Origin of the sequence: Streptomyces sp. MBT53 (assembly GCF_016654115.1) — a bacterium.
In the GTDB taxonomy this organism is placed as follows: domain Bacteria; phylum Actinomycetota; class Actinomycetes; order Streptomycetales; family Streptomycetaceae; genus Streptomyces.
In genome coordinates this window covers 60,572-79,368 of the sequence record NZ_JAEQAZ010000005.1, presented here as the reverse complement: position 1 = coordinate 79,368, position 18,797 = coordinate 60,572, and the positions used below count along the sequence as shown (strand labels likewise).

21 protein-coding genes are annotated in these 18,797 nt (G+C 71.6%); 3 read left to right on the top strand and 18 right to left on the bottom strand.

What is annotated here, in order from left to right:
• Positions 1 to 87: 87 nt before the first annotated feature.
• Positions 88 to 1,071 (bottom strand): hypothetical protein, encoded by a 984-nt coding sequence (locus JHN45_RS03500; protein WP_201047950.1) that lies wholly within the window; start codon positions 1,069 to 1,071, stop codon positions 88 to 90.
• A 156-nt stretch (positions 1,072 to 1,227) separates the two neighbouring features.
• Here JHN45_RS03500 and JHN45_RS03495 point away from each other — a divergent pair, with 156 nt between their 5' ends.
• A complete protein-coding gene (locus tag JHN45_RS03495; protein ID WP_201047949.1) occupies positions 1,228 to 2,031 on the top strand; it encodes an SDR family NAD(P)-dependent oxidoreductase in 804 nt (267 codons plus the stop codon).
• Positions 2,032 to 2,094: 63 nt separating this feature from the next.
• A complete protein-coding gene (locus JHN45_RS03490; RefSeq protein ID WP_200708622.1) occupies positions 2,095 to 2,844 on the top strand; it encodes an SDR family NAD(P)-dependent oxidoreductase in 750 nt (249 codons plus the stop codon).
• A 6-nt stretch (positions 2,845 to 2,850) separates the two neighbouring features.
• Here the strand turns inward: JHN45_RS03490 and JHN45_RS03485 are convergent, their stop codons facing one another.
• The 17 genes from JHN45_RS03485 to JHN45_RS03405 all read right to left on the bottom strand — a co-directional run bounded on the left by JHN45_RS03485 (position 2,851) and on the right by JHN45_RS03405 (position 17,599).
• Complete coding sequence (locus tag JHN45_RS03485) at positions 2,851 to 3,903, bottom strand: MBL fold metallo-hydrolase (RefSeq protein WP_201047948.1); 1,053 nt, start codon at positions 3,901 to 3,903, stop codon at positions 2,851 to 2,853.
• Entirely contained in the window at positions 3,900 to 5,432 is a 1,533-nt protein-coding gene (locus tag JHN45_RS03480; protein WP_201047947.1) for a class I adenylate-forming enzyme family protein, read from the bottom strand. Before JHN45_RS03480 ends, JHN45_RS03485 begins: the two co-directional genes overlap by 4 nt.
• Before the next feature lie 48 nt (positions 5,433 to 5,480).
• Positions 5,481 to 5,831 carry an EthD family reductase gene (locus JHN45_RS03475; protein WP_201047946.1) on the bottom strand — a complete coding sequence of 117 codons (351 nt, stop codon included), beginning with the start codon at positions 5,829 to 5,831 and terminating at the stop codon, positions 5,481 to 5,483.
• A 19-nt stretch (positions 5,832 to 5,850) separates the two neighbouring features.
• Positions 5,851 to 6,231: a hypothetical protein gene (locus JHN45_RS03470; protein ID WP_201047945.1), complete on the bottom strand. Its 381-nt coding sequence runs from the start codon at positions 6,229 to 6,231 to the stop codon at positions 5,851 to 5,853.
• Complete coding sequence (locus JHN45_RS03465) at positions 6,228 to 6,578, bottom strand: nuclear transport factor 2 family protein (protein ID WP_200708627.1); 351 nt, start codon at positions 6,576 to 6,578, stop codon at positions 6,228 to 6,230. Before JHN45_RS03465 ends, JHN45_RS03470 begins: the two co-directional genes overlap by 4 nt.
• A gap of 88 nt (positions 6,579 to 6,666) precedes the next feature.
• Positions 6,667 to 7,293: a TetR/AcrR family transcriptional regulator gene (locus JHN45_RS03460; protein ID WP_019069538.1), complete on the bottom strand. Its 627-nt coding sequence runs from the start codon at positions 7,291 to 7,293 to the stop codon at positions 6,667 to 6,669.
• A 123-nt stretch (positions 7,294 to 7,416) separates the two neighbouring features.
• Positions 7,417 to 8,232, bottom strand: coding sequence for an enoyl-CoA hydratase/isomerase family protein (locus JHN45_RS03455; RefSeq protein WP_201047944.1), 816 nt, complete (start codon positions 8,230 to 8,232; stop codon positions 7,417 to 7,419).
• A complete protein-coding gene (locus JHN45_RS03450; protein ID WP_201047943.1) occupies positions 8,229 to 9,005 on the bottom strand; it encodes an SDR family NAD(P)-dependent oxidoreductase in 777 nt (258 codons plus the stop codon). The genes JHN45_RS03455 and JHN45_RS03450 overlap by 4 nt, the downstream gene beginning before the upstream one ends.
• A complete protein-coding gene (locus JHN45_RS03445; RefSeq protein WP_200708631.1) occupies positions 9,002 to 9,778 on the bottom strand; it encodes an SDR family oxidoreductase in 777 nt (258 codons plus the stop codon). Before JHN45_RS03445 ends, JHN45_RS03450 begins: the two co-directional genes overlap by 4 nt.
• On the bottom strand, positions 9,775 to 10,989 hold the full coding sequence (locus JHN45_RS03440) for an acyl-CoA dehydrogenase family protein (protein ID WP_200708632.1): 1,215 nt from the start codon (positions 10,987 to 10,989) through the stop codon (positions 9,775 to 9,777). Before JHN45_RS03440 ends, JHN45_RS03445 begins: the two co-directional genes overlap by 4 nt.
• Before the next feature lie 12 nt (positions 10,990 to 11,001).
• Positions 11,002 to 11,973, bottom strand: coding sequence for a phosphotransferase family protein (locus JHN45_RS03435; protein ID WP_201047942.1), 972 nt, complete (start codon positions 11,971 to 11,973; stop codon positions 11,002 to 11,004).
• The gene (locus tag JHN45_RS03430) at positions 11,970 to 13,181 is read right to left on the bottom strand and encodes an acyl-CoA dehydrogenase family protein (protein WP_201047941.1); all 1,212 of its coding nucleotides are present in this window, start codon (positions 13,179 to 13,181) and stop codon (positions 11,970 to 11,972) included. The genes JHN45_RS03435 and JHN45_RS03430 overlap by 4 nt, the downstream gene beginning before the upstream one ends.
• A 35-nt stretch (positions 13,182 to 13,216) precedes the next feature.
• Positions 13,217 to 14,365: a thiolase family protein gene (locus JHN45_RS03425; RefSeq protein WP_201047940.1), complete on the bottom strand. Its 1,149-nt coding sequence runs from the start codon at positions 14,363 to 14,365 to the stop codon at positions 13,217 to 13,219.
• Positions 14,362 to 14,736 carry a Zn-ribbon domain-containing OB-fold protein gene (locus JHN45_RS03420; RefSeq protein ID WP_201047939.1) on the bottom strand — a complete coding sequence of 125 codons (375 nt, stop codon included), beginning with the start codon at positions 14,734 to 14,736 and terminating at the stop codon, positions 14,362 to 14,364. The genes JHN45_RS03425 and JHN45_RS03420 overlap by 4 nt, the downstream gene beginning before the upstream one ends.
• Positions 14,721 to 15,509, bottom strand: a complete 789-nt coding sequence (locus JHN45_RS03415; protein WP_200708637.1) for an enoyl-CoA hydratase/isomerase family protein — start codon at positions 15,507 to 15,509, stop codon at positions 14,721 to 14,723. Before JHN45_RS03415 ends, JHN45_RS03420 begins: the two co-directional genes overlap by 16 nt.
• A 92-nt stretch (positions 15,510 to 15,601) precedes the next feature.
• Positions 15,602 to 16,609: an acyl-CoA dehydrogenase family protein gene (locus JHN45_RS03410; RefSeq protein WP_307783029.1), complete on the bottom strand. Its 1,008-nt coding sequence runs from the start codon at positions 16,607 to 16,609 to the stop codon at positions 15,602 to 15,604.
• 195 nt (positions 16,610 to 16,804) lie between these two features.
• On the bottom strand, positions 16,805 to 17,599 hold the full coding sequence (locus tag JHN45_RS03405; RefSeq protein ID WP_201047937.1) for an SDR family NAD(P)-dependent oxidoreductase: 795 nt from the start codon (positions 17,597 to 17,599) through the stop codon (positions 16,805 to 16,807).
• A gap of 70 nt (positions 17,600 to 17,669) precedes the next feature.
• On the opposite strand from JHN45_RS03405, the gene JHN45_RS03400 reads away from it, so the two are divergent.
• Positions 17,670 to 18,743: an NAD(P)-dependent alcohol dehydrogenase gene (locus JHN45_RS03400; protein WP_201047936.1), complete on the top strand. Its 1,074-nt coding sequence runs from the start codon at positions 17,670 to 17,672 to the stop codon at positions 18,741 to 18,743.
• Positions 18,744 to 18,797: the final 54 nt, after the last annotated feature.

Genomic DNA, 18,797 nt, shown 5'->3' with positions numbered 1-18,797 from the left:
GGGCGGCGTGCGGCTCGGTCGCGTCCCAGACTGTCGGTCGGGGGTCGAGGATTGTTAACAATTTCGATGATAATTCTGTTAGAAGTGTTACGGCAGTGCTTCCTCCGCCTCCGCGACCAGTGCGGTGATCGCCGTGCGCAGGGCGGCCAGTTCGGCCGGGGTGGGGTCGGCCGGTTCGTGCGGTACCAGCGCGGCGGGGGTCACCACCGGGGTGGTGCCCTCGGGGCCGGGCGCGGCCGCGGCGCGGGCGAGGAGCGGGCCGTTGTCGGGCGGCGGGGTGCCGAGACCGTCGCCGAGCCTCCGCAGCGCGGCGGCGAGCGAGGGCCGAGGGAAGGGGAAGTCCGCGGGGAGCAGCCCGGCCTGCAGCGTGTGGTCGTCGCCGCGGAAGTCCAGCGTCCAGTCCTCCCAGCCCGGCAACGGCCAGTCGTGAATGCCGGCCACGGTCTGCACCGCCCAGAGCGAGACGGTGCGGGCCCGCGGGTCGAAATGGACGCCGCCGTACGGCATGTCGGTGAGCGCGGGAGTGACCGGCGACGCGGCGAGATGGTCGATCAGGCCGAGGCCGCCCGCGAGGTGTTCGACGGGCTCCCAGTCGCTGCCCCACGCGCGAACGCTTCCGTCGGGCAGGCGCAGGGAGGCGACGGAGTGGGGCTCGCTGTACTCGGTGTGCGCGAACCCGGCCGCTTCGAAGGTTTCGAACCAGCCCGGCGCACGGGTCAACTCCCGCCCCAGGTCCAGGTGTTGAGTCAGATCGCCCATGCCGTCGTGCGCGAAGCGGACGTCCCAGCCGGGCCAGGTCCGGGCCAGTACGGCACGGGCGGCGAGGTGGTCGGCCCAGCTGTCCGGGGAGGCGAACCAGAGCAGGGTCCGGCGGTCGTGGTCGATGAGCGCGGCGCCCTCGCACCACACGTCGTCGAGCCATTCGTCGATCTCCCGGTTGGCGCGGAAGCAGCGTGTCGCCGCCGCCGGACCGGGCAGCAGATCGTCAGCCACCCTGTTGGCGGCCCAGTGCGAGTAGTACCGCTGCCAGGTGCCGTTCTCGACCACCACGTACTGCGCTCGTGCTCCCATGACCGGCGAGGCTAGCGGCGCCGGGCGACGGTCGATGAACCCGGGGTCGGCGGCGGACCCGCCCGGAGCCTTGTCGCCCGTGCCTCGCGAATCTAGACTCACAGAAAATGAAGCTAGTTCAGTTCAGGTTTCGCGATGTGCGCTGGGAGCGGATTCATGACGGGTTCCTTGGACGGCAGGACCTGCCTCGTCACCGGGGCGGGTCAGGGCATCGGGCGGGCGATCGCGGTCCAGATGGCCCGGCAGGGCGCCTCGGCCGTGGCGGTCGCCGACCGGACCGAGGAGACCGCCGCCGAGACCGCGGAACTGGTGCGTGCCGCCGGGGCGCGGGCCGAGGTGATCGTCTGTGACCTGCGGGTCCGCGACAACATCGCCGACATGGTGACGCGCACAGCGGAGCGTTTCGACGGTCTCGACGTCCTCGTCAACAACGCCGGGGTCATCGAGACCGCGTTCACCGCCGAGCCGGACCGTGGCGTCGACACGCTGTCCGAGACAGTCTGGGACGCGGTCTACGAGGTCAACCTCAAGGCGGTGTGGCTGACGACCAAGTTCGCCGCGCCGTATCTGCGCCGCTCGCGGCGCGGGCCCGCCATCGTCAACACGGCCTCCGTGTCCGGCCTCACCGGCTTCCCGAACGCGCCGGCCTACGGCGTCACCAAGGCCGGTGTCATCCATCTGACCAAGGTCACCGCCGTCGACCTGGCCCCGGTGCGCTGCAACTGCTTCTGCCCCGGCGTCATCGACACACCGCTCGCCCAGGACTTCTTCGCCGCCGCGAAGGACCGTGACGCCATGGAACGCGAGCTGACCGCACCGCAGTTGGTGCGGCGGCTCGGCCGCCCGGAGGAGGTCGCGAAACTGGCGTGCTTCCTGGCCTCCGAAGACGCCGCGTTCATCACGGGGTCGTCGTACGTGATCGACGGCGGCGCGCTCGCCTGGCTCGGCGTACGGGACTGAGCCCCACACAAGGCATTCCGTGCACGGTATTTGACACACCATCAGCAAGTGAGAGGGGTTCCGATGCAGTCGAGGCTGGCCGGGAGGACGGCGCTGGTGACCGGTGCGACGGGAGGGATCGGTGACGCCGTCGTACGACGGCTCGCGGCCGAGGGCGCGGCGGTCGTGGTGACCGACCTCGATGCCGAACGCTGCGAGAAGCTCGCCGCGGAGGTCGGGGGCGGCGCCCTCGGCATGGCCCTGGACGTCTCGGACGAGTCGGCGTGGCGTGATGTCGTCGGCGCGGCGACCACCGCCCGGGGTGAGCTGTCCGTGCTGGTCAACAACGCCGGGATCGCCTCGATGAACACGGTCGAGACCGAGACGATGGAGTCCTGGGAGCGGGTTCTGGGCGTGACCCAGACCGGGGTGTGGCTCGGCATGAAGTACGGCGGCCCGTCCATCGAGCGGTCCGGCGGCGGTTCGATCGTCAACGTCGCGTCGATCTTCGGCACGGTCGGCGGCTTCGGCGCCCAGTTCTCGTACCACGCGGCCAAAGGTGCCGTACGGCTGATGACGAAGAACGCCGCGCTGCACTGGGCGCAGCGCGGTGTCAGGGTGAACTCGCTTCACCCCGGCTTCATCGAGACGCCCCGGTCGCGCGAACTGTGGCGCGACACACCCCGGTTGACGGCGATGCTGGAGGGGACGCCGCTCGGCCGGCTGGGCAGGCCCGAGGAGGTGGCCGCCGCCGTCGCGTTCCTCGCCTCCGACGACGCCGGCTTCATGACCGGGTCCGAGCTCTACGTCGACGGAGGCTGGACCGCGCGGTGAGCCGCGCTAACCCACGGTCGCCGTATACCGGTTGACCCCGTCGGACTCCGTGCGCCGGGCCCGGCCGCGGGCCACCTGCACATCCAGGTGGGCCGCCGTCTCGTTGACGGCGAGCATCCGGTCGAAGAGGCCGAGATCCGCGAACGGCACCCTGCGCCGGGTCCAGCCCAGTTCCCGCGCCACCTCGTGCGCGGTGCGCGTACGGTCGCCGAGGGCGGCCCGCGTCTCGGCGAGCCGGTCGTCGTGGTGGGCCAGCAGCTCTCCGACCCGGGCGTGCACGCTGTCGCCCACCGGGCCGTGCGCGGGCAGGAGTTGGGCGTCCGCGAGGGTGGTCATCAGGTGGAGGGAGTCGAGGTAGTCGCCCAACGGCAGTGCGGGACCGCCGAGTTCGAAGCCGATGGACGGGGTGATGTGCGGCAGGACGTGGTCCCCGGAGAACATCAGTCCTCGTTCCTGGTCGAGGTAGACGACATGGCCCTGGGTGTGGCCGGGCGTCGGCACGACCGTCAACCGGACGTCCCCGAAACGGAGTTCCTCCGCAGTGAGCCAACGGTCGGGGGCCTCCCAGACGGTGGCGTCGAACTCGCCGTCGTACATGGCGAGGACCCGCTCGGCGAGGTCGTGGGCCCCGGCCCGGCGCAGCGTCTCCAGCGAGCCGACCGGCGCGTCCGTGCGCAACTCCCCCAGCAGCTCGAGTCCGCGCCGCTCCCCCGCGCCGAGGTGAACACGGGAGCCGAGCAGCCTGCGCAGTTCGACGGCCTGGGTGTAGTGGTCGCGGTGGATGTGGGTGACCAGGATGTGGTCGATCTCGCCGAGGTCGTGGCCGAGTTGGGCCAGGGCGTCCTCAAGTGCCTTGCGGGACTCGGGAATCGACCAGCCCCCGTCGATCAGGACCAGCCCCTCCGTCAGCCCTTCCAGTGCGTAGACGTTGACGGCCCGCAGTCCGTCCTCCGGGAGCGGGAGCGGGATGCGGTGGACCCCGGGTCGTACCGTCTCGGGTCCCGCCTGCGCCCAACGGCCGCGGTCGAGACGGGGAGTGGGGGTCGTGGGGACGGTCATGCATCTCCTTGCCGGTGCTGCTCGGGGTGCGCGGCGATTCCCGCGTGCAGGTCGTGGGCGAGCCTGCGGGCTCCCGAGCGGTCGAGCTTGCCCACGGTGGTCTGTGGCAACTCGCCTACGGTGAAGGCGAATTCGGGCCACTTGGCCTTGGACAGGCCGGTACGGGCGAGGTGCGCCCTGATCTCGTCGAGGCCGAGTTCGCCGGCGCCGTCCTCGACCACGACGAGCACGGCGGCCCGTTCGCCGAGGAGCGGGTCCGGTACGGGGGCCACGCAGGCGCGGGCCACCGCCGGATGGGTGGCGACGGCGCGCTCGATCTCGGTGATGTCGAGGTTGCGCCCGCCGCGGATGATGACGTCCTTCTCCCGGCCCATGATGGTGACCGTGCCGTCCTCGCCGGTCACCAGCAGGTCACCGGTGGGGAAGAAGCCGTCCGGGGTGAGGGCGGGCGGTTCGACCTTGCCGTCACGGGCGTAACCGAGGAAGAGGGACGGGCCGCGGACCTGGGCCCGGCCGGTCGCGCCAGGTCCCAGGACGGTACCGTCCGCGGCGACTGCCCGCAGGTCGGTGCCGGGGAAGGGCCGTCCGTCGCGGCCGAGACGGATCTCCTCGGGGTCGTCGGGCCGGGGCGAGGTGTGCCCGAGACACTCGGACATGCCGAAGACGCGCAGGATCCGGGTCCCCAGGGAGAGTTCGGCACGGGCGAGGGCGCCGCGGTCCATGGGGCCGCCGCCGACGGTGATCGCGCGGACCCCGTCGAGGATCTTCGAACCAGCCGCGGCGGAGCCCATCTGGAGGGCCATGGTGGGCACGCACATGGTCCACCGGACGTCGTGGGCGGCCATCCGGGCGAGTGCCTCCTCGCGGTCCCAGCGGCCGGAGAGGACGAGCGGCCCGCCCAGCATGAGCGCGAGGCAGACGCCGAAGCAGTACGCGGCGGTCGAGGAGAGCGGGACGACGGCGGCCACCGCGTCGCCCTCGCGCAGTCCGTTGACGTCGACCGTGCAGGAGCACGCGTACCGCAGGGCGCTCTCGGACTGGACGACACCCTTGGGCCGGCCGGTGGAGCCGGAGGTGAGACCGATGAGACTGCCGCCGGACCAGCGGGACACATCGCGCGGGCCGAGTCCGGCGCGGACCGTCCAGCCGTCGAGCGCCTCGGCGGTCACCGCGTCCGGCAGGGCGGGGGCGGCGTCCCACTCCTCGATCGCGGACGGCTCGGCGACCAGGACGTCCGGCCGGATGTCCGCCGCCGCGCCGGTGAACTCGGCGCGGGTCGTGTGGCGGTTGACGAGGGCCAGGACACCGCCGGTCAGCCCCACGGCGAGGGTCGCCGCGACGGTGCGCCAGGAGTTGTCGGCCTGGAGGAGCACGGTGCCGCCGGACGTGCCGTTCGGAGTCATCGCGTCGGCCAACTCGTGCGCCCGCCGCAGGAGTTCACGTGCGCCGTGCGGCCCCTGGTCGTCGACGACAGCTGTGAAGTCGGCCTGTTCGGATCGGTCCTGGAACTCCCGTACTGTCTGTCGCATCCGCTTCCTCGCCTCGTTGCGAAGGGGGCGCTCCGGGTCGGCCCCGGGTCATGCCCCGGTGTGGTCGGTCCGCTGCGCCGGGTCCGCGTACAGCTCCGACTCGCCGCCCATGACGGCGATCCGGCGTCCGCGCATGTCGCCGACCTGGGCGACGGCGGCGGCCCACTCCGGACTGTCCAGCGCCTTGCGCAGATCCTCGGCGGTGTCGAAGCCCAGGACGGACAGACCGTCCCAGCCCTCCGAACGCGGTTCGAGGGCCGCGTCGAGATCGGTGTGCCGCCACGACCTCAGTCCGGGCAACTGCCGGGTGAGTTCGGCGTGTTCGCCGCGCCACCACCCGATGAACCGTTGATGGGTCCACTCGGGCGGCCGGGCGGCCAGCAGAACGAGGTTGTACATCGTGTGTCTCCGTGTCTCCTCAGGTGAACAGGACCGCGGGCGAGCGCCCGATCAGCAGGTGCCGCACCCTGCCCGCGTCGTCCAGCCGGGCCGAGGCGACGAAGGTAGCCTCTGGTACCCCCGCTCTGCGCACCTCGCCGAGGTACAGCTCGTCCCGGCCGACGACGGATCCGGTGAGCATGTGGTGGGTGCGCGTGCCCACCTCGCGCTGGGCGAGGTAGCCCTCCATCTCGGCCCGGCCGCCGTGGAAGTCGGTGCCGGCGTCGCCGCCCGTGGAGAACAGGATGGAGAAGGAGAAGTCTGCGCTGATCAGGTCGAGGATGCGGTCGGCGTCGTCGCTGTCCAGGATCCCGAACCAGGTGGTCAGGAACGGCGCGGCGGACGCGGTCGGCGCGCTCACGGCCGGTCCACGAGGTCGAAGTCCGGGGTGAAGAACGACTGGTACCGCGCCATCAGCCCGGCGGGCGACACCTGCGCGGCGGACAGGAAGGCGCCGCTCGTCACACCCTCGTCGACGACGAAGCCGTACGCCGTCTCGACGTCGCCGTCGACCGAGTAGCGCACGATCTCGTGCCTGCGGTCCAGCGCGTTGCGCCCGGCGATGTAGCCGGCGAAGTCCGCGCGGGACGTACCGGTCCGCCCGCCGCCCGGGAGCGCGATCAGGAACCGGAAGTCGGGTTCCAGGAGTTCGAGGGCCTTTTCCGGGTCCTGGCCGTCCATTCTGGCCATGTACTCGCGAAGCACCATTGCCGATCACCCTCCCTAAACAACCTGAGTTCAGTTCAGTTTGACTGTAGGACGACCGCCCCGCCGCCGACAAGGGGCGGGGCGGAGACTATTCGGCGACCATCCGCACCACGCATCCCTCGATCATCTCGCTGATCTCCGAGAGGGGGATCGCACCGGTCGGGCGGTACCACCGCCAGACGCTGACGATCATGCCGAGGACGGAGAGGCCGAGGGTGTGCGCGTCGCGGAGCGGGAAGGCGCCCTTCGACATGCCGCGCATCAGCAGGCTCGTCCAGTCCCGCTCGACCATCTGCACCAGCTGGCGGGCCGCGACGCGCTCGGTCTCCTCGCGCTTGGACTTCCGCGGGGTGGCGAGCAGGGACATGTTGGCCTGGAGGATGCGCATCTGGCGAATCTCCTGCTCGGTGACGGCGAACGCGGACCGCACCGCCGCGCGCACTTCCTCCACCGGGTCCGTCTCGTCCTTCGTGGCCTCGACGAACTGGTCGTGGGAGCGCTGGAGCTCCAGGCGCATGATGGTGAGCAGGCAGTGGGCCTTGGACTCGAAGTAGTGGTAGAGGGCGGTCTGCCCGATGCCGACCCGGTCGGCCACCTCCGACCACTTGGTGTTCTCGTAGCCGTCCTCGCCGAACCGCTCCACGGCTGCCACGAGGATCGCGCCACGCTTCGACCTGGGCCCCTCCTCCGGATCCACGATCCGTGCCCTTGCCATCGTCTCTCCCTCTTCTCCACGGCCGGTACCCGTCGCCGTCCGGTCGTCCGAGAGTAGACCCAAGTTCAAGTCGGGTACGAATCGAAGATCGGCCGGGGATTCCGCGGACTCGGTTCGCGTCGGTCACCGGAGCGCGCGACCCTGAGTTCCCGAACCACGCTCGCACCCCGCGAAGTCGGCCCGGCGCCCCGCCAGGAACGCCGCCACGCCTTCGCGGCCCTCGCCGGACACCGCGGCGGCGGCCAGCCGGCGGGCCTCCTCGTCGAGGTGTTCGTCCAGGCCGGTGGAGTGCGCCCGTCCGACCAGCCGCCGCGTCACCCCGTACGCCGCCGTCGCCCCGCGCGCCAGCGTGCCCGCCGTCCGCACGGCTTCCTCGTTCAGCCGCTCAGGTTCCACGACCCGGCTCACCAGGCCCATGCTCAGCGCCTCGGCCGCCGTCACGCGCCGGTTGGTCAGCAGCAGCTCCATCGCCCGGCGCGGGCCGACGAGCCGGGGCAGGGACCAGCTGACGCCTGCGTCCGGCGTGTACCCGATCGCGGTGTACGCGGCGGTGAAGCCCGCGTCGGTCGCCGCGAGGCCGATGTCCGCCGCCCCCACCAGCCCGAGTCCGGCGCCCGCGACCGCCCCTTGCACGGCGACCACCAGCGGGGCGTCCAGCCCGGACAGGATCCGCAGCGCCGTGTGGAGCGCGTCGGTGACGTCGGTGAGGTGCGCAGCGAGACGCTCCCCGGGCAGCGCGGCGAACTCCTTCAGATCACCGCCGACGCAGAAGGACCGCCCCCGCCCGGTGAGCAGCACCGCCCGGGCCTGCCTCCGCTCGCACTCCAGGGCGGCGTCCCGCAACTCCCTGGCCGTCGCCAGATCGATCGCGTTGCCCGACCCGCGGCACAGTTCGACCCGGGCCAGACCGTCGCCGTCGACCTCGACCGTGACCCTCATCGCGCCGTCCACCCGCCGTCCACGGTGAGCACGTGCCCGGTGCAGTACGAGGACGCGTCGGACGCCAGATAGAGCAACGCCCCGTCCAGTTCGCCCTGTTGACCGCCCCGCCCGAGCATCGTGCCGCGCTCGACCCAGCGCCGGGCGCGCTCGTCGGAGAAGAGTTCGTCGGTCATCTCGGAGCGGAACCAGCCGGGTGCAAGGGAGTTGACCCGTACTCCCGACGGCCCCCACTGTCCGGCCAGTTCACGGGTCAGTCCGACAAGTCCCGCCTTGGACGCGGCGTAGGCCGCGCCACCGAGCGGTGCACCGGAGACCAGCCCCAGGACGGACGAGACGTTCACGATCGACCGGGTCGTACGACCGTGGTCGCGGGCCGGAGCCTCGGCCAGCAGCCGTGCGAGGTGAAAGGGCGCCACCAGATTCACGGCCAGTACGTCCGCGAAGTCGTCGGCGCTCTCCTCCTCGGCGCGCACCGCGCCGGAGACGCCGGCGTTGTTGACCAGCACGTCGACCCGTCCGGTCTCGTCGAGCGCCGTCTCCATCAGCCGTACGCGGTCCTCCTCCCGCGAGACGTCGCAGACGGCGGGATGGATCCGCGGATTCTCGTCGGAGAGGTTCTTGAGCTTCTCCAGCCGCCGGGCGGCCGCGAAGACGGTGGCGCCCGCCGACGCGAGCACCAGGGCGAACCGGGCTCCGAGGCCTGACGAGGCCCCGGTGACCACGGCGGTCCGGCCGTGCAGCGAGAACAGGTCCGCGATCGCGTGGCTCACCCCTCCACCCCGATCGGCAGCACGGTCGCCCCGCCGTCCAGCACCAGCGTCTGCCCCGTCATCCAGGAGGAGGCCCCGGACGCCAGGAAGACGGCCGCGTGCGCCACGTCCTCCACCGTCCCGAGTCTGCGCAGCGGCAGCTTCGCGGTCAGGATCGGCTCCCGCGGCTCCCATACGGCCCGTGCCAGCTCGGTCTTGATCAGTCCCGGTGCGATGGCGTTCACGCGGGCCATCGGGCCGAGTTCGTAGGCGAGTTGGCGGGTCATGTGCAGCATGGCCGCCTTGGTGGCGTTGTACCAGCCGATGTGGGGGTCGACGATCAGCCCGCCGACCGAGGCGATGTTGACGACCGCTCCCCCGTGCTCCCGCAGCCACGCCCGCCAGGCGCACCGGGTCCAGGCGATCATGCCGTACTGGTTGACGCGTACGGTCTTCTCCGCGCGCGGCAGGTCGAGATCGAGGAGATCTCCCATGTAGGGGTTGGTGGCCGCGTTGTTGACCAGGATGTCGAGGCGGCCGAAGCGGGACACGGTCTCCGCGACGCAGCGCTCGGCGTCCTCGGGCTCCCCCGCGTTGGCGACGACCTCGTGGACCTCGCCGTCCCCCTTGGTCCGCAGCAACTCCTCGCGCGCCGCGGCCAGTCCGTCCGGCTTCCGGGCGGCGATGACCACATGGGCGCCCGCCTCCCGGTACGCCTTGGCGATACCGAGGCCGATGCCCCGGGAGCCGCCCGTGATGACGGCGACCCGGCCGTCCAAGACCTGTCCGTTCACTCCGACTCCTCCTGATACTTGGCCAGTTCACGGCGGGCGACCGTCCGCAGATGCACCTCGTCCGGACCGTCCGCGATCCGCAGCGCCCGGGTGATGGCGTACAGCCGTGCCAGTACGGTGTCGTCGCTGACCCCCGCGGCTCCGTGCGCCTGGACGGCCCGGTCGACCACCCGGTGTGCCACCTCCAGCGCGGCCACCTTGATCGCGGCGACTTCGGTACGGGCCGCCGCGTTGCCCTGGGTGTCCATCACCCAGGCCGACTTGAGGACCAGCAGCCGCAGCTGTTCGATCTCGATCCGGCTGCGGGCGATCCACTCGCGGACGACGCCCCGTTCGGCGAGCGGGCCGCCGAAGGCGGTGCGGGTCAGTGTCCGGCGGCACATCAACTCCAGTGCGCGTTCGGCGAATCCGACGGCCCGCATGGCGTAGTGCATGCGGCCGGGGCCCAACCTCCCCTGTGCCAGGGCGAATCCGTCGCCCTCGCCGCCGAGCATCGACGACAGCGGGACCCGTACGTTCTCGAAGAGCACGTCGCCGTGGCCGCAGCGGTCGGTGTAGCCGAACATCGGCAGATCACGCAGCACGGTGATCCCGGGGGTGTCGCGCGGAATCAGCAGCGTGCTCTGCCGCCGGTACGCGGGCGCGTCGGGGTCGGTGACGCCCATCAGGATGATCAGCCGGCAGTCCGGGTCGAGGATGCCGGACGTGTACCACTTGTGGCCGTCGACGACGTACTCGTCGCCGTCGCGCGTGATGCGCGTACGGATGTTGCGGGCGTCCGAACTGGCGACCTCGGGCTCGGTCATGGCGAAGCAGGAGCGGATCTCGGCGGCCAGCAACGGGCGCAGCCAGCGGTCCTGTTGCTCGGGTGTGCCGAACAGGGCGAGGAGTTCCATGTTGCCGGTGTCGGGGGCGGAGCAGTTGAACACCTCGGGGCCGATGATCGAGCGTCCGGCGAGTTCGGCCAGCGGTGCGTATTCGAGGTTGGTGAGACCGGCGCCCATGTCCCCGTGCGCGAGGAACAGGTTCCACAGTCCCTCGGCGCGCGCCTTCTCCTTCAACTCACGCATGACGGGCGGCAGTTCGTGCGGATCGGCCGCCTCGGCGAGCTGCCGGTCGTAGACGTCCTCGGCGGGCAGTACGTACTCCGCCATGAACGCGGCCATGCGCGAGCGGAGTTCGTCGGCCTTCGGCGAGAGTCCGAAATCCATGGTGTCGCTCCTTCAGGACCGTCGGGCGAGGAGGTCGCGCGCGGTGCGGATCATCGCCGCGATCGTCGGAGGCAGCCGTTCCTGGTCGGGGTCGTGGTGCTTGCCCTCGCGGTGTCGGCGCAGGTTGTGGCCCATGATCGCGGCCATCTTGGTGCGGGCCAGGGCGCGGAACCAGTCGAGGTCGGGAGGTTCGGGCCGACCGTCGAGGTAGGCGGCGAGCAGTTCGTCCTCGCCGGGCAGACCGGGGACGGCGCGGCCGAGCAGCGGGAAGTTGCGGTGGTCGGCGAAGAGAAGGAACCAGCCGAGGTCGATGCGCGGATCGCCGTATCCCCAGATCTCCCAGTCGACGACGGCTGCGGGTCGTGAGCCCCGGCACAGGACGTTGCCGAGGCGGAAGTCGCCGTGAGTGAGGGTGGGTTGGATGCTGCCGGGGATCGCGGTGGCGAGGGCGGCGAGCAAGTCCTCCGCGCCTGGGCGGAGTTCTGCCGGGACGGCTCGCATGGTGCGGCTCCAGCGTTCCAACTCGCCTGCGGGGTCGAGAGGTTCAGTGCCCTCCGCCTCGGTCCGATGCAGCTCACTCAGTACGGGAGCCAGGGCCAGCATCCGTTCGCGGCACAGTCCCGGATCGAGCCGGTGGTCGTCGAGGACGGGCTCGATGGCCTCGCCGTCGACGAACTCCATGGCGAACCAGGCCGGTTCGGCTTCGTCGACGGCGACCACACCCGGCACGGGCACCGGGGATCCGGCGAGCGCGCGCAGCACGCGGGCCTGGCGGAGCACGTCGTTGCGGCCGACGGCCCGCTGCCTCGGCGGCACCGCCTTCACGACGTACGAGACCGGTCCCGCGGCGATGCGGTAGGTGAGGCCCGAGTGGCCGCCGGGCAGTGTGCGCAACTCCCCCACATGCACCCCAGGATGACGTTCCGTCAGACGTTGGCGCACCCGGGCCGCGAGTGCGGCGGTCGTCTCGGCCGTGGTGGTCAACGTCCCGCCCCCTTCGGTTCCTTGGGCAGGCCCAGCACGCGTTCGGCGAGGATGTTGCGCTGGATCTCGTCGCTGCCGCCGGCGATGCGGTAGCCGGGTGCGCCGAGCAGGTGCTCGGTCCAGGCGAAGGTGCCCCACTCCCCGGTGTCCGCGGCCAGGCTCGGGCCGAGGAGTTGCTGGACCAGGTCGGTGGTGGCGCGCATGGTCGCGGTGGCGTGGAGCTTGCCGACCGATGCCTCGGCGCCGGGTTCACGGCCGGCGGCCAGGGCGGCCGTGACGCGGAGTGCGATGAGCCGCTGGACCAGGGCACGGACGAACAGGTCGGCCGCCTGCTGCTGTTCGCCGCCGGTGAGCGGGCGGGGCAGGTGCCGGGCGAGGTCGAGGGCCCGGTCGGCGTTGTCGAGTCCGAGCCCGCCGGAGTCGAGGCGCTCGGCGGCCAGCACGGTGAGGGTCACCCGCCAGCCCTCGCCGACGGGCCCGAGCCGGTCGGTGTCGGGCACGCGGACGTCGTCCAGATAGACCTCGTTGAAGCTGGAGCCGCCGGTCATCTGCCGGATGGGCCGTACGGTCACGCCCGGCGCGTCCATGCGGACGAGGAAGACCGTGATGCCCGCGTGCTTGGGCGCGTCGGAGTCGGTGCGGCACACGGCGACACCCCAAGTGGCAACCCTGGCACCGGAGGTCCAGATCTTGTGGCCGTTGATGATCCAGCCCTCGCCGTCCCGCGCGGCCCGGGTGCGGACGGCGGCGAGGTCGGAGCCCGCCTCCGTCTCGGAGAACAGCTGGCAGGCGAGTTCGTCGGTGCGCAGCATGGGGCGCAGCCAGCGCCGTTTCTGTTCCGCGGTGCCCCAGATCCGGATCGCGGGTGCCACGAGCTGCTGGGTGACCGGGAAGATCTCGGTACGGCGCGGGACGTCGAAGCCGGACTCCTCGGCACGGTACAACTGCTCGTAGTACGTGGGCAGTTCGCGTCCTCCGTATTCCGGAGGCCAGCCGATCGCGCCCCAGCCCTGGTCGTACCGGGTGCGCTCCCAGTCCCGTGTCCGATCGGTGTGGGCGCGTTCCTCGGCCTCGGTCCAGTTCTCGAAGACGGCCACCGAGTCGTCGCCGCGGCCCTGTTCCCGGTGCGCGGCGCGCGCTGTCGCCGCGCCCTTCAGCCAACTCCGTGCATCGGCACGGAATTCGTCGGGGCCGGGTATGTCCTCCATGGCGCTCCTTCCTCCTTTCAGTGGGACAGTGCGGTTCAGCGGGTCAGCACGGTGCAGGCGCTCACGCCGGGTGCCCCGTAGACGTGGGTGAAGCCGGTCGCGGGATCGCCGGGCACCTGCCGCTCACCGGCCCGGCCGCGCAACTGCTGGACGATCTCGTGGACTTGGCGCAGTCCGGAGGCGCCGATGGGCTCGCCGTTGGCGATGCAGCCGCCGTCGGTGTTGACCGGCAGCGAGCCGCCGATGCCGGTCGCCCCGAACGGGATGAGCGACTCCTGGTCGCCGTGCGCGCAGAACCCGCACTCGGCCATGTGCATCACCTCGGCACCGCTCTCGGTGTCCTGCAGCTGGCACACGTCGATGTCGCCCGGCCCCAACCCGGCCTCCTCGAAGGCGAGTTGCGCGGCATCGGCGGTCACGCTCGTCGGTGTCCCGATCGGCGCCCAGGGGCTGAACACCTCGAAGGAGCCGAACCGCCGGGTCCGTACGACGGCCGCGCGCAACGCCACGGCCGTGCCGCCGAGTTGGCGGGCCACCGCACGACTGCACAGCACGAGGGCGACCGCACCCTGCCCCGGCGAGCAGAACATGTACCGGGTGAGAGGGTCGTTGACCATGCCGGACGCGAGGATCTCGGCCGCGTCGAGCGGTTTGCGGCGCCAGGCATGAGGGTTCAACACCCCGTTCGCGTACGCCTTCTCGGCGACGAGGGCGAGGGTGCGCGGGCTGATGCCGTAGTCGTGCATGTACCGCTGGATCTTCATGGCGAAGAACTGGGTGGTGACCATCAACCCGTCGTGGCCGTAGGCCTCGTCGAGCCCCCAGTCGGCGGGCCGCGGGTCGAAGGCGCCGCGCGGATGCTTGTCGAAGCCGACGGCGAGGGCCACGTCCGCCGCCCCGGACCGGATCGCGTTGACGGCCGAGACGAGGGCGCTGCCGCCGGTGGCGCAGCCGTTGCGCACATTGGTGAACGGGACGCCGGTCAGGCCGAGTTCGGCGACCAGGGTGTCGGCGTTCCCGGCCGCGTCGCTGCCGCCGTAGGCCGCGCGCACCCGGGCCCACGGCAGTCCGGCATCGGCCAGCGCGTCCCGCACGGCCCGCACGGCGAGCTGCCGGCCGCTCTCCTCCGTACGGGCGAAGGAGGTGATCCCGGCCCCGCAGACGACGACGTCCTCGGCGGTCATACGACGGCTCCTGTGGCCCTGGGCACCCCGTCCCCCGCCGCGATCGCCATCGGCATGCCGATCTCCGCGTCCTCGGGCCGGATGTCGAGGACCGCCAACACCCTTACGCCTTCGGCCAGTTCGACGTAGCCGACGGTGAACGGCGCGAATCCGGCGGCGGGCGGGACATACGGCGGCGACTTGGGCGCGTACCGCTGCACGGTCCAGGTCCACAGCGTGCCCGTACCGGAGAGCACGACCGGCTCAGCAGGGCCGCCGCAGCGCGGGCACGCCGGGTCGGCCGGGTAGGTGGCCACCGAGCAGTCGGCGCACCGGGAGCCGTGCAGCCGGCCCCCGGCCCGCGACGGCACGGCGCTCAGCGCCCCTTCCACTGCGGCTCCCGCTTCTCCAGGAAGGCGGCCACGCCCTCCGCCGCGTCCTCGGAGTTCAGCATCACGCCGACCGCGAGGTGTTCCATGACCATCAGCGACTGGATGTCGGCGTCGAGGCTGCGGTCGATGGTCATCTTGGTGATCCACATGGTGAACGGGCTCTTGTCGACGAGCTGGTCGGCGAACTCCTCGACCGTGGCGTCCAACTTGTCGGCGGGCGCAGAGGAGTTGATGAGCCCGAACTCGGCGGCCTCGACCCCGGTGAGCAGCTTGCCGGTGAGCATCAGCTCCTTGGTCTTGCGGACGCCGATCATGCGCGGCACGCGGTAGATGGGACCGGCGCCGCCGAACAGGGCGCGACGGATGTGGAAGTCGCCGATGAGGGCGTCGTCCGCGGCGATCGCGAAGTCGCAGGAGATCATCAACTCGAAGCCGCCCGCGGTGACATGACCTTCGAGGACGGCGATGGACGGGGTCCTCATCGAGTAGAGCCGGTCGCAGACCTTCGCCGACAGCACGGCGACGTCGATCGCGTTGGACCTGCCCACGAAGTCGGCCTTGAGGCTGTCCAGGTCGAACCCGGAGCAGAAGGTGTTCCCGCGCCCGCGCAGCACCAGCACGCGCAGTTCGGGGTCGGCGTCGACCTCGGTGATGATCTCGTCCAGCCGGTCGAGGATCGGCACGGTCACGCAGTTCTTCTTGTGCGGGCGGTTCAGCCAGACCCGCGCGACCTGTCCGTCGCGCTCGAACTGGATCTCGTCTTCGACTGCCATGAGCTCCTCCAAACTGAACTGAATTGAGTTCGATTCTGTGGGTGGACGGATGCCCCTGTCAATGGATCGGGAGGCGATCCACCGGCAAGCGATCAGCGGGCGAGGCCGAGCAGTCCGGCCAGACGCACCCGATGGTCGTCACCGGTGCCGAACAGCGCCTCGTCGGCCCGCGCCCGGCGCAGATACAGATGGGCAGGGTGCTCCCAGGTGAAGCCGATCCCGCCGTGGAGCTGCACGTATTCCGTCGTCGCGAGCCGGTAGGCACCGGTGCACGCGACCGCCGCGGCGCTCGCGGCGAGCGGGAGTTCCGGCGCACCCGCGGCAAGGCAGGCGCTCGCGTACGCCGAGGCCGACCGCGCCCCCTCGATCTCGACGAGCAGATCCGCCAGCCGGTGCTTGACCGCCTGGAACGAGCCGATGGCCCGCCCGAACTGGGTCCGCCCCGAGACATGGTCGAGCACGGCGTCCAGGGCGTGCGCACTGCCGCCGACATGCTCGGCCGCCAGGGCCACCCGGCCGGCGTCGAGCACGGCGTCGACAACCGCCGCCGCCCACCCGGGCTCACCGACCGGCTCGGCCCGCGCTCCGCGGAATCCCACGCGTGCCTGCCGCCGCGTGGGATCGAGGACCCGCCGAGCCGTACGGTCACAGGTCGCACCGTCCGGCTCACAGGCGAACACCCGCTCCCCGTCAGGCGCGCGGGCTTTGACCAGCAGCAGATCCGCACCCTCTCCGCCGGGTACGAAGTCGGCATCTCCGCGCAACACCCAGCCGCTGGGGCCCCGTTCGGCGGTGACGTCGGCTGCGTGCACGAACCCAGCGACCGTGGCCGTGAGTTCGCCGGACGCGATGCCCGGGAGCCATCGCGCACAGGCCTGTTGATCACCGCTCACCAACAGGGCATGCCCGGCGAGAACAACAGTGGTGAGCAGGGGCGCGGAACACAGCACCCGCCCCAACTCCTCGAAAGCGACGCCAAGTTCGGCGTACGTGTACCCAGCCCCGCCATACTCCTCGGGCAACGCGAGCCCGTGCACCCCGATCTCACCGGCGAGCCGCTCCCAGAGCACCTGGTCGGATCCACGGAATTCGCCGAGCAAGTCCCGTAGAACCGAACGTAGTTGGCGCTGCTCATCAGTCTCCGCCAGCGTTGCGGGATCAATATCGAGCCGAAACATCCCAACCTCCCTAGCTCGAACCCCCGAAGGGGCGCGGGGCTGTATCGATTTGCGGCTCCGCCGCGTGGGCGCCACCAGCCACGACGAACCCGCAGCCGCCCACAACCGATTGAGCCCTCACACCGTGAACCGCCCCCCATTCGCAAGCACCACCGCCCCCACCAGATTCGCCGCCTCCTCACTCACCAGGAACAAAGCGACGTCGGCGATCTCCTCCGGCGTCGCATAGCCACGCACCCCGGGCTCAGCGAACCCCCGCCGAAGCGCCGCAGGCGTCCGCGCCGCCATCCCCGTCTCCGTGGGCCCCGGCGCCACCGTGTTGACGCGAACGCCGAACGCGATCGCCTCCTTGGCCACGGACTGGCTCACCGCGTGCGCACCGGCCTTCGAGGCCGCGTAGTGCGGATAACCGGCCTGGGTGTCGAAGACCGAGGACGAACCAACCGTGACGACGGCCCCGGACCGGCGAGGCGCCATGACCCGCAGAGCCGCACGCAGCACATGGAACGTGCCGTCCAGATTGACGCGCATGACGCGCCGCCACGCGTCGTCGCCGAGCCGCCCCGTAACGTCCGGGGACCGCCCCGCGACCAGCGCCTCGGCGATCCACTCCTTGGCCACGGGATCGTCGACGCCGGCCGCGTGCACCACGACATCGAGCCGCCCGTGCCGCCGTAGAACCTCGTCGAAAGCGCTGTCGACCTGCGCCGGTTCGGCCACGTCGAGGGTCAGCGGGTGTGCTCGCGGCAGGTCCGCGGCGACGGCCTCGGCGGTCGGGCCGTCGACGTCCGTGGCGAAGACGTCGGCCCCCTGCGCGGCGAGTCGCCGGGCGACCGCCGCGCCGATGCCGGATCCCGCGCCGGTGACGAGCGCGATCCGCCCGTCGAAGCGCCCCGCATGCTCACCGCCCATGCACAGTCACCACCCCACTCCACCCCACTCCATCTCCTGAACTGACTTCATTTTTGTTACTGTCCCACGTATGTCAACAGGCGCAGCGAGAGCGGTCCGACTGACCCACTGGGGCGGCCCACCGGTCCTCACCGAGGTGGCACGACCCACTCCCACGAACGAGGAGGTTTTGATCGAGGTGGAGGCGGCCGGCCTCTGCCGGTCGGACCTCCATGTCATCGACGCCCGGCCGGGAGCCCTCCCCTACGGGCTCCCGTTCACCCTCGGACACGAGGTCGCGGGCCGGGTGCTGCACCGCGGCCCACTGGCGACGGGACCGGCCGTCGGCGAGCGCGTGATCGTCTACGGCCCCTGGGGCTGCGGGAGTTGTGCTCGCTGCGCGGCCGGGGCGGAGAACTACTGCGACCGGCGCCCGGCACTGGACACCGGCCGCGTCGGCACAGGAGCCGGGCTCGGGCGCGACGGCGGGATGGCGGACCTGCTGCTCGTCCCGTCCGGGCGGCTGCTGGTCCCGGTGGGCGACCTGGACCCCGTCCAGGCGGCGCCCCTGTCGGACGCCGGGCTGACCGCGTACCACGCCGTGACGATGGTCCGGCACGCCCTGAGCGAGGGCGCCGAAGCCCATGTGGTGATCATCGGCATCGGCGGCCTGGGGCATCTGGCCGTGCAGATCCTGCGCGCCACGACGGCCGCGCGGATCCTGGCCGTGGACGTGCGCGAGGAGGCGCTCGCCCTTGCCGTCGAGTGCGGTGCGCACTTCGGGACGCTGTCGCGGGCCGACACCGCGCGGGTCCTGCGGGACCGGACGGGCGGCGTCGGGGCGGTGGCGGTGCTCGACTTCGTCGGCAGCCGGTCCAGCCTGGAGCTCGCGGTGGCGGTGCTGCGGGCGGGCGGCGAACTGGCCGTGGTGGGCAGCGGCGGCGGCGAGTTGGCCGTACGCAAACCCGGCGCACTCCCACCCGGAGCGCGGATCTCGCTGCCGTTCTGGGGGACGCTGCCGGAACTGGAAGCGGTCAGCGCCCTGGCACGCGAGGGCGCGCTGAAGGTCGGCGTCGAGCGGTTCGCGCTGTCGAGCGCGGCGGAGGCGATCGAGCGGCTTCGGTCCGGCACCGTACGGGGGCGCGCGGTCCTCGTACCCGACTGACGCGCCGGACCCACGTATCCGACCGAGGGCCCACGCGGCCGAAACCCGCACCAC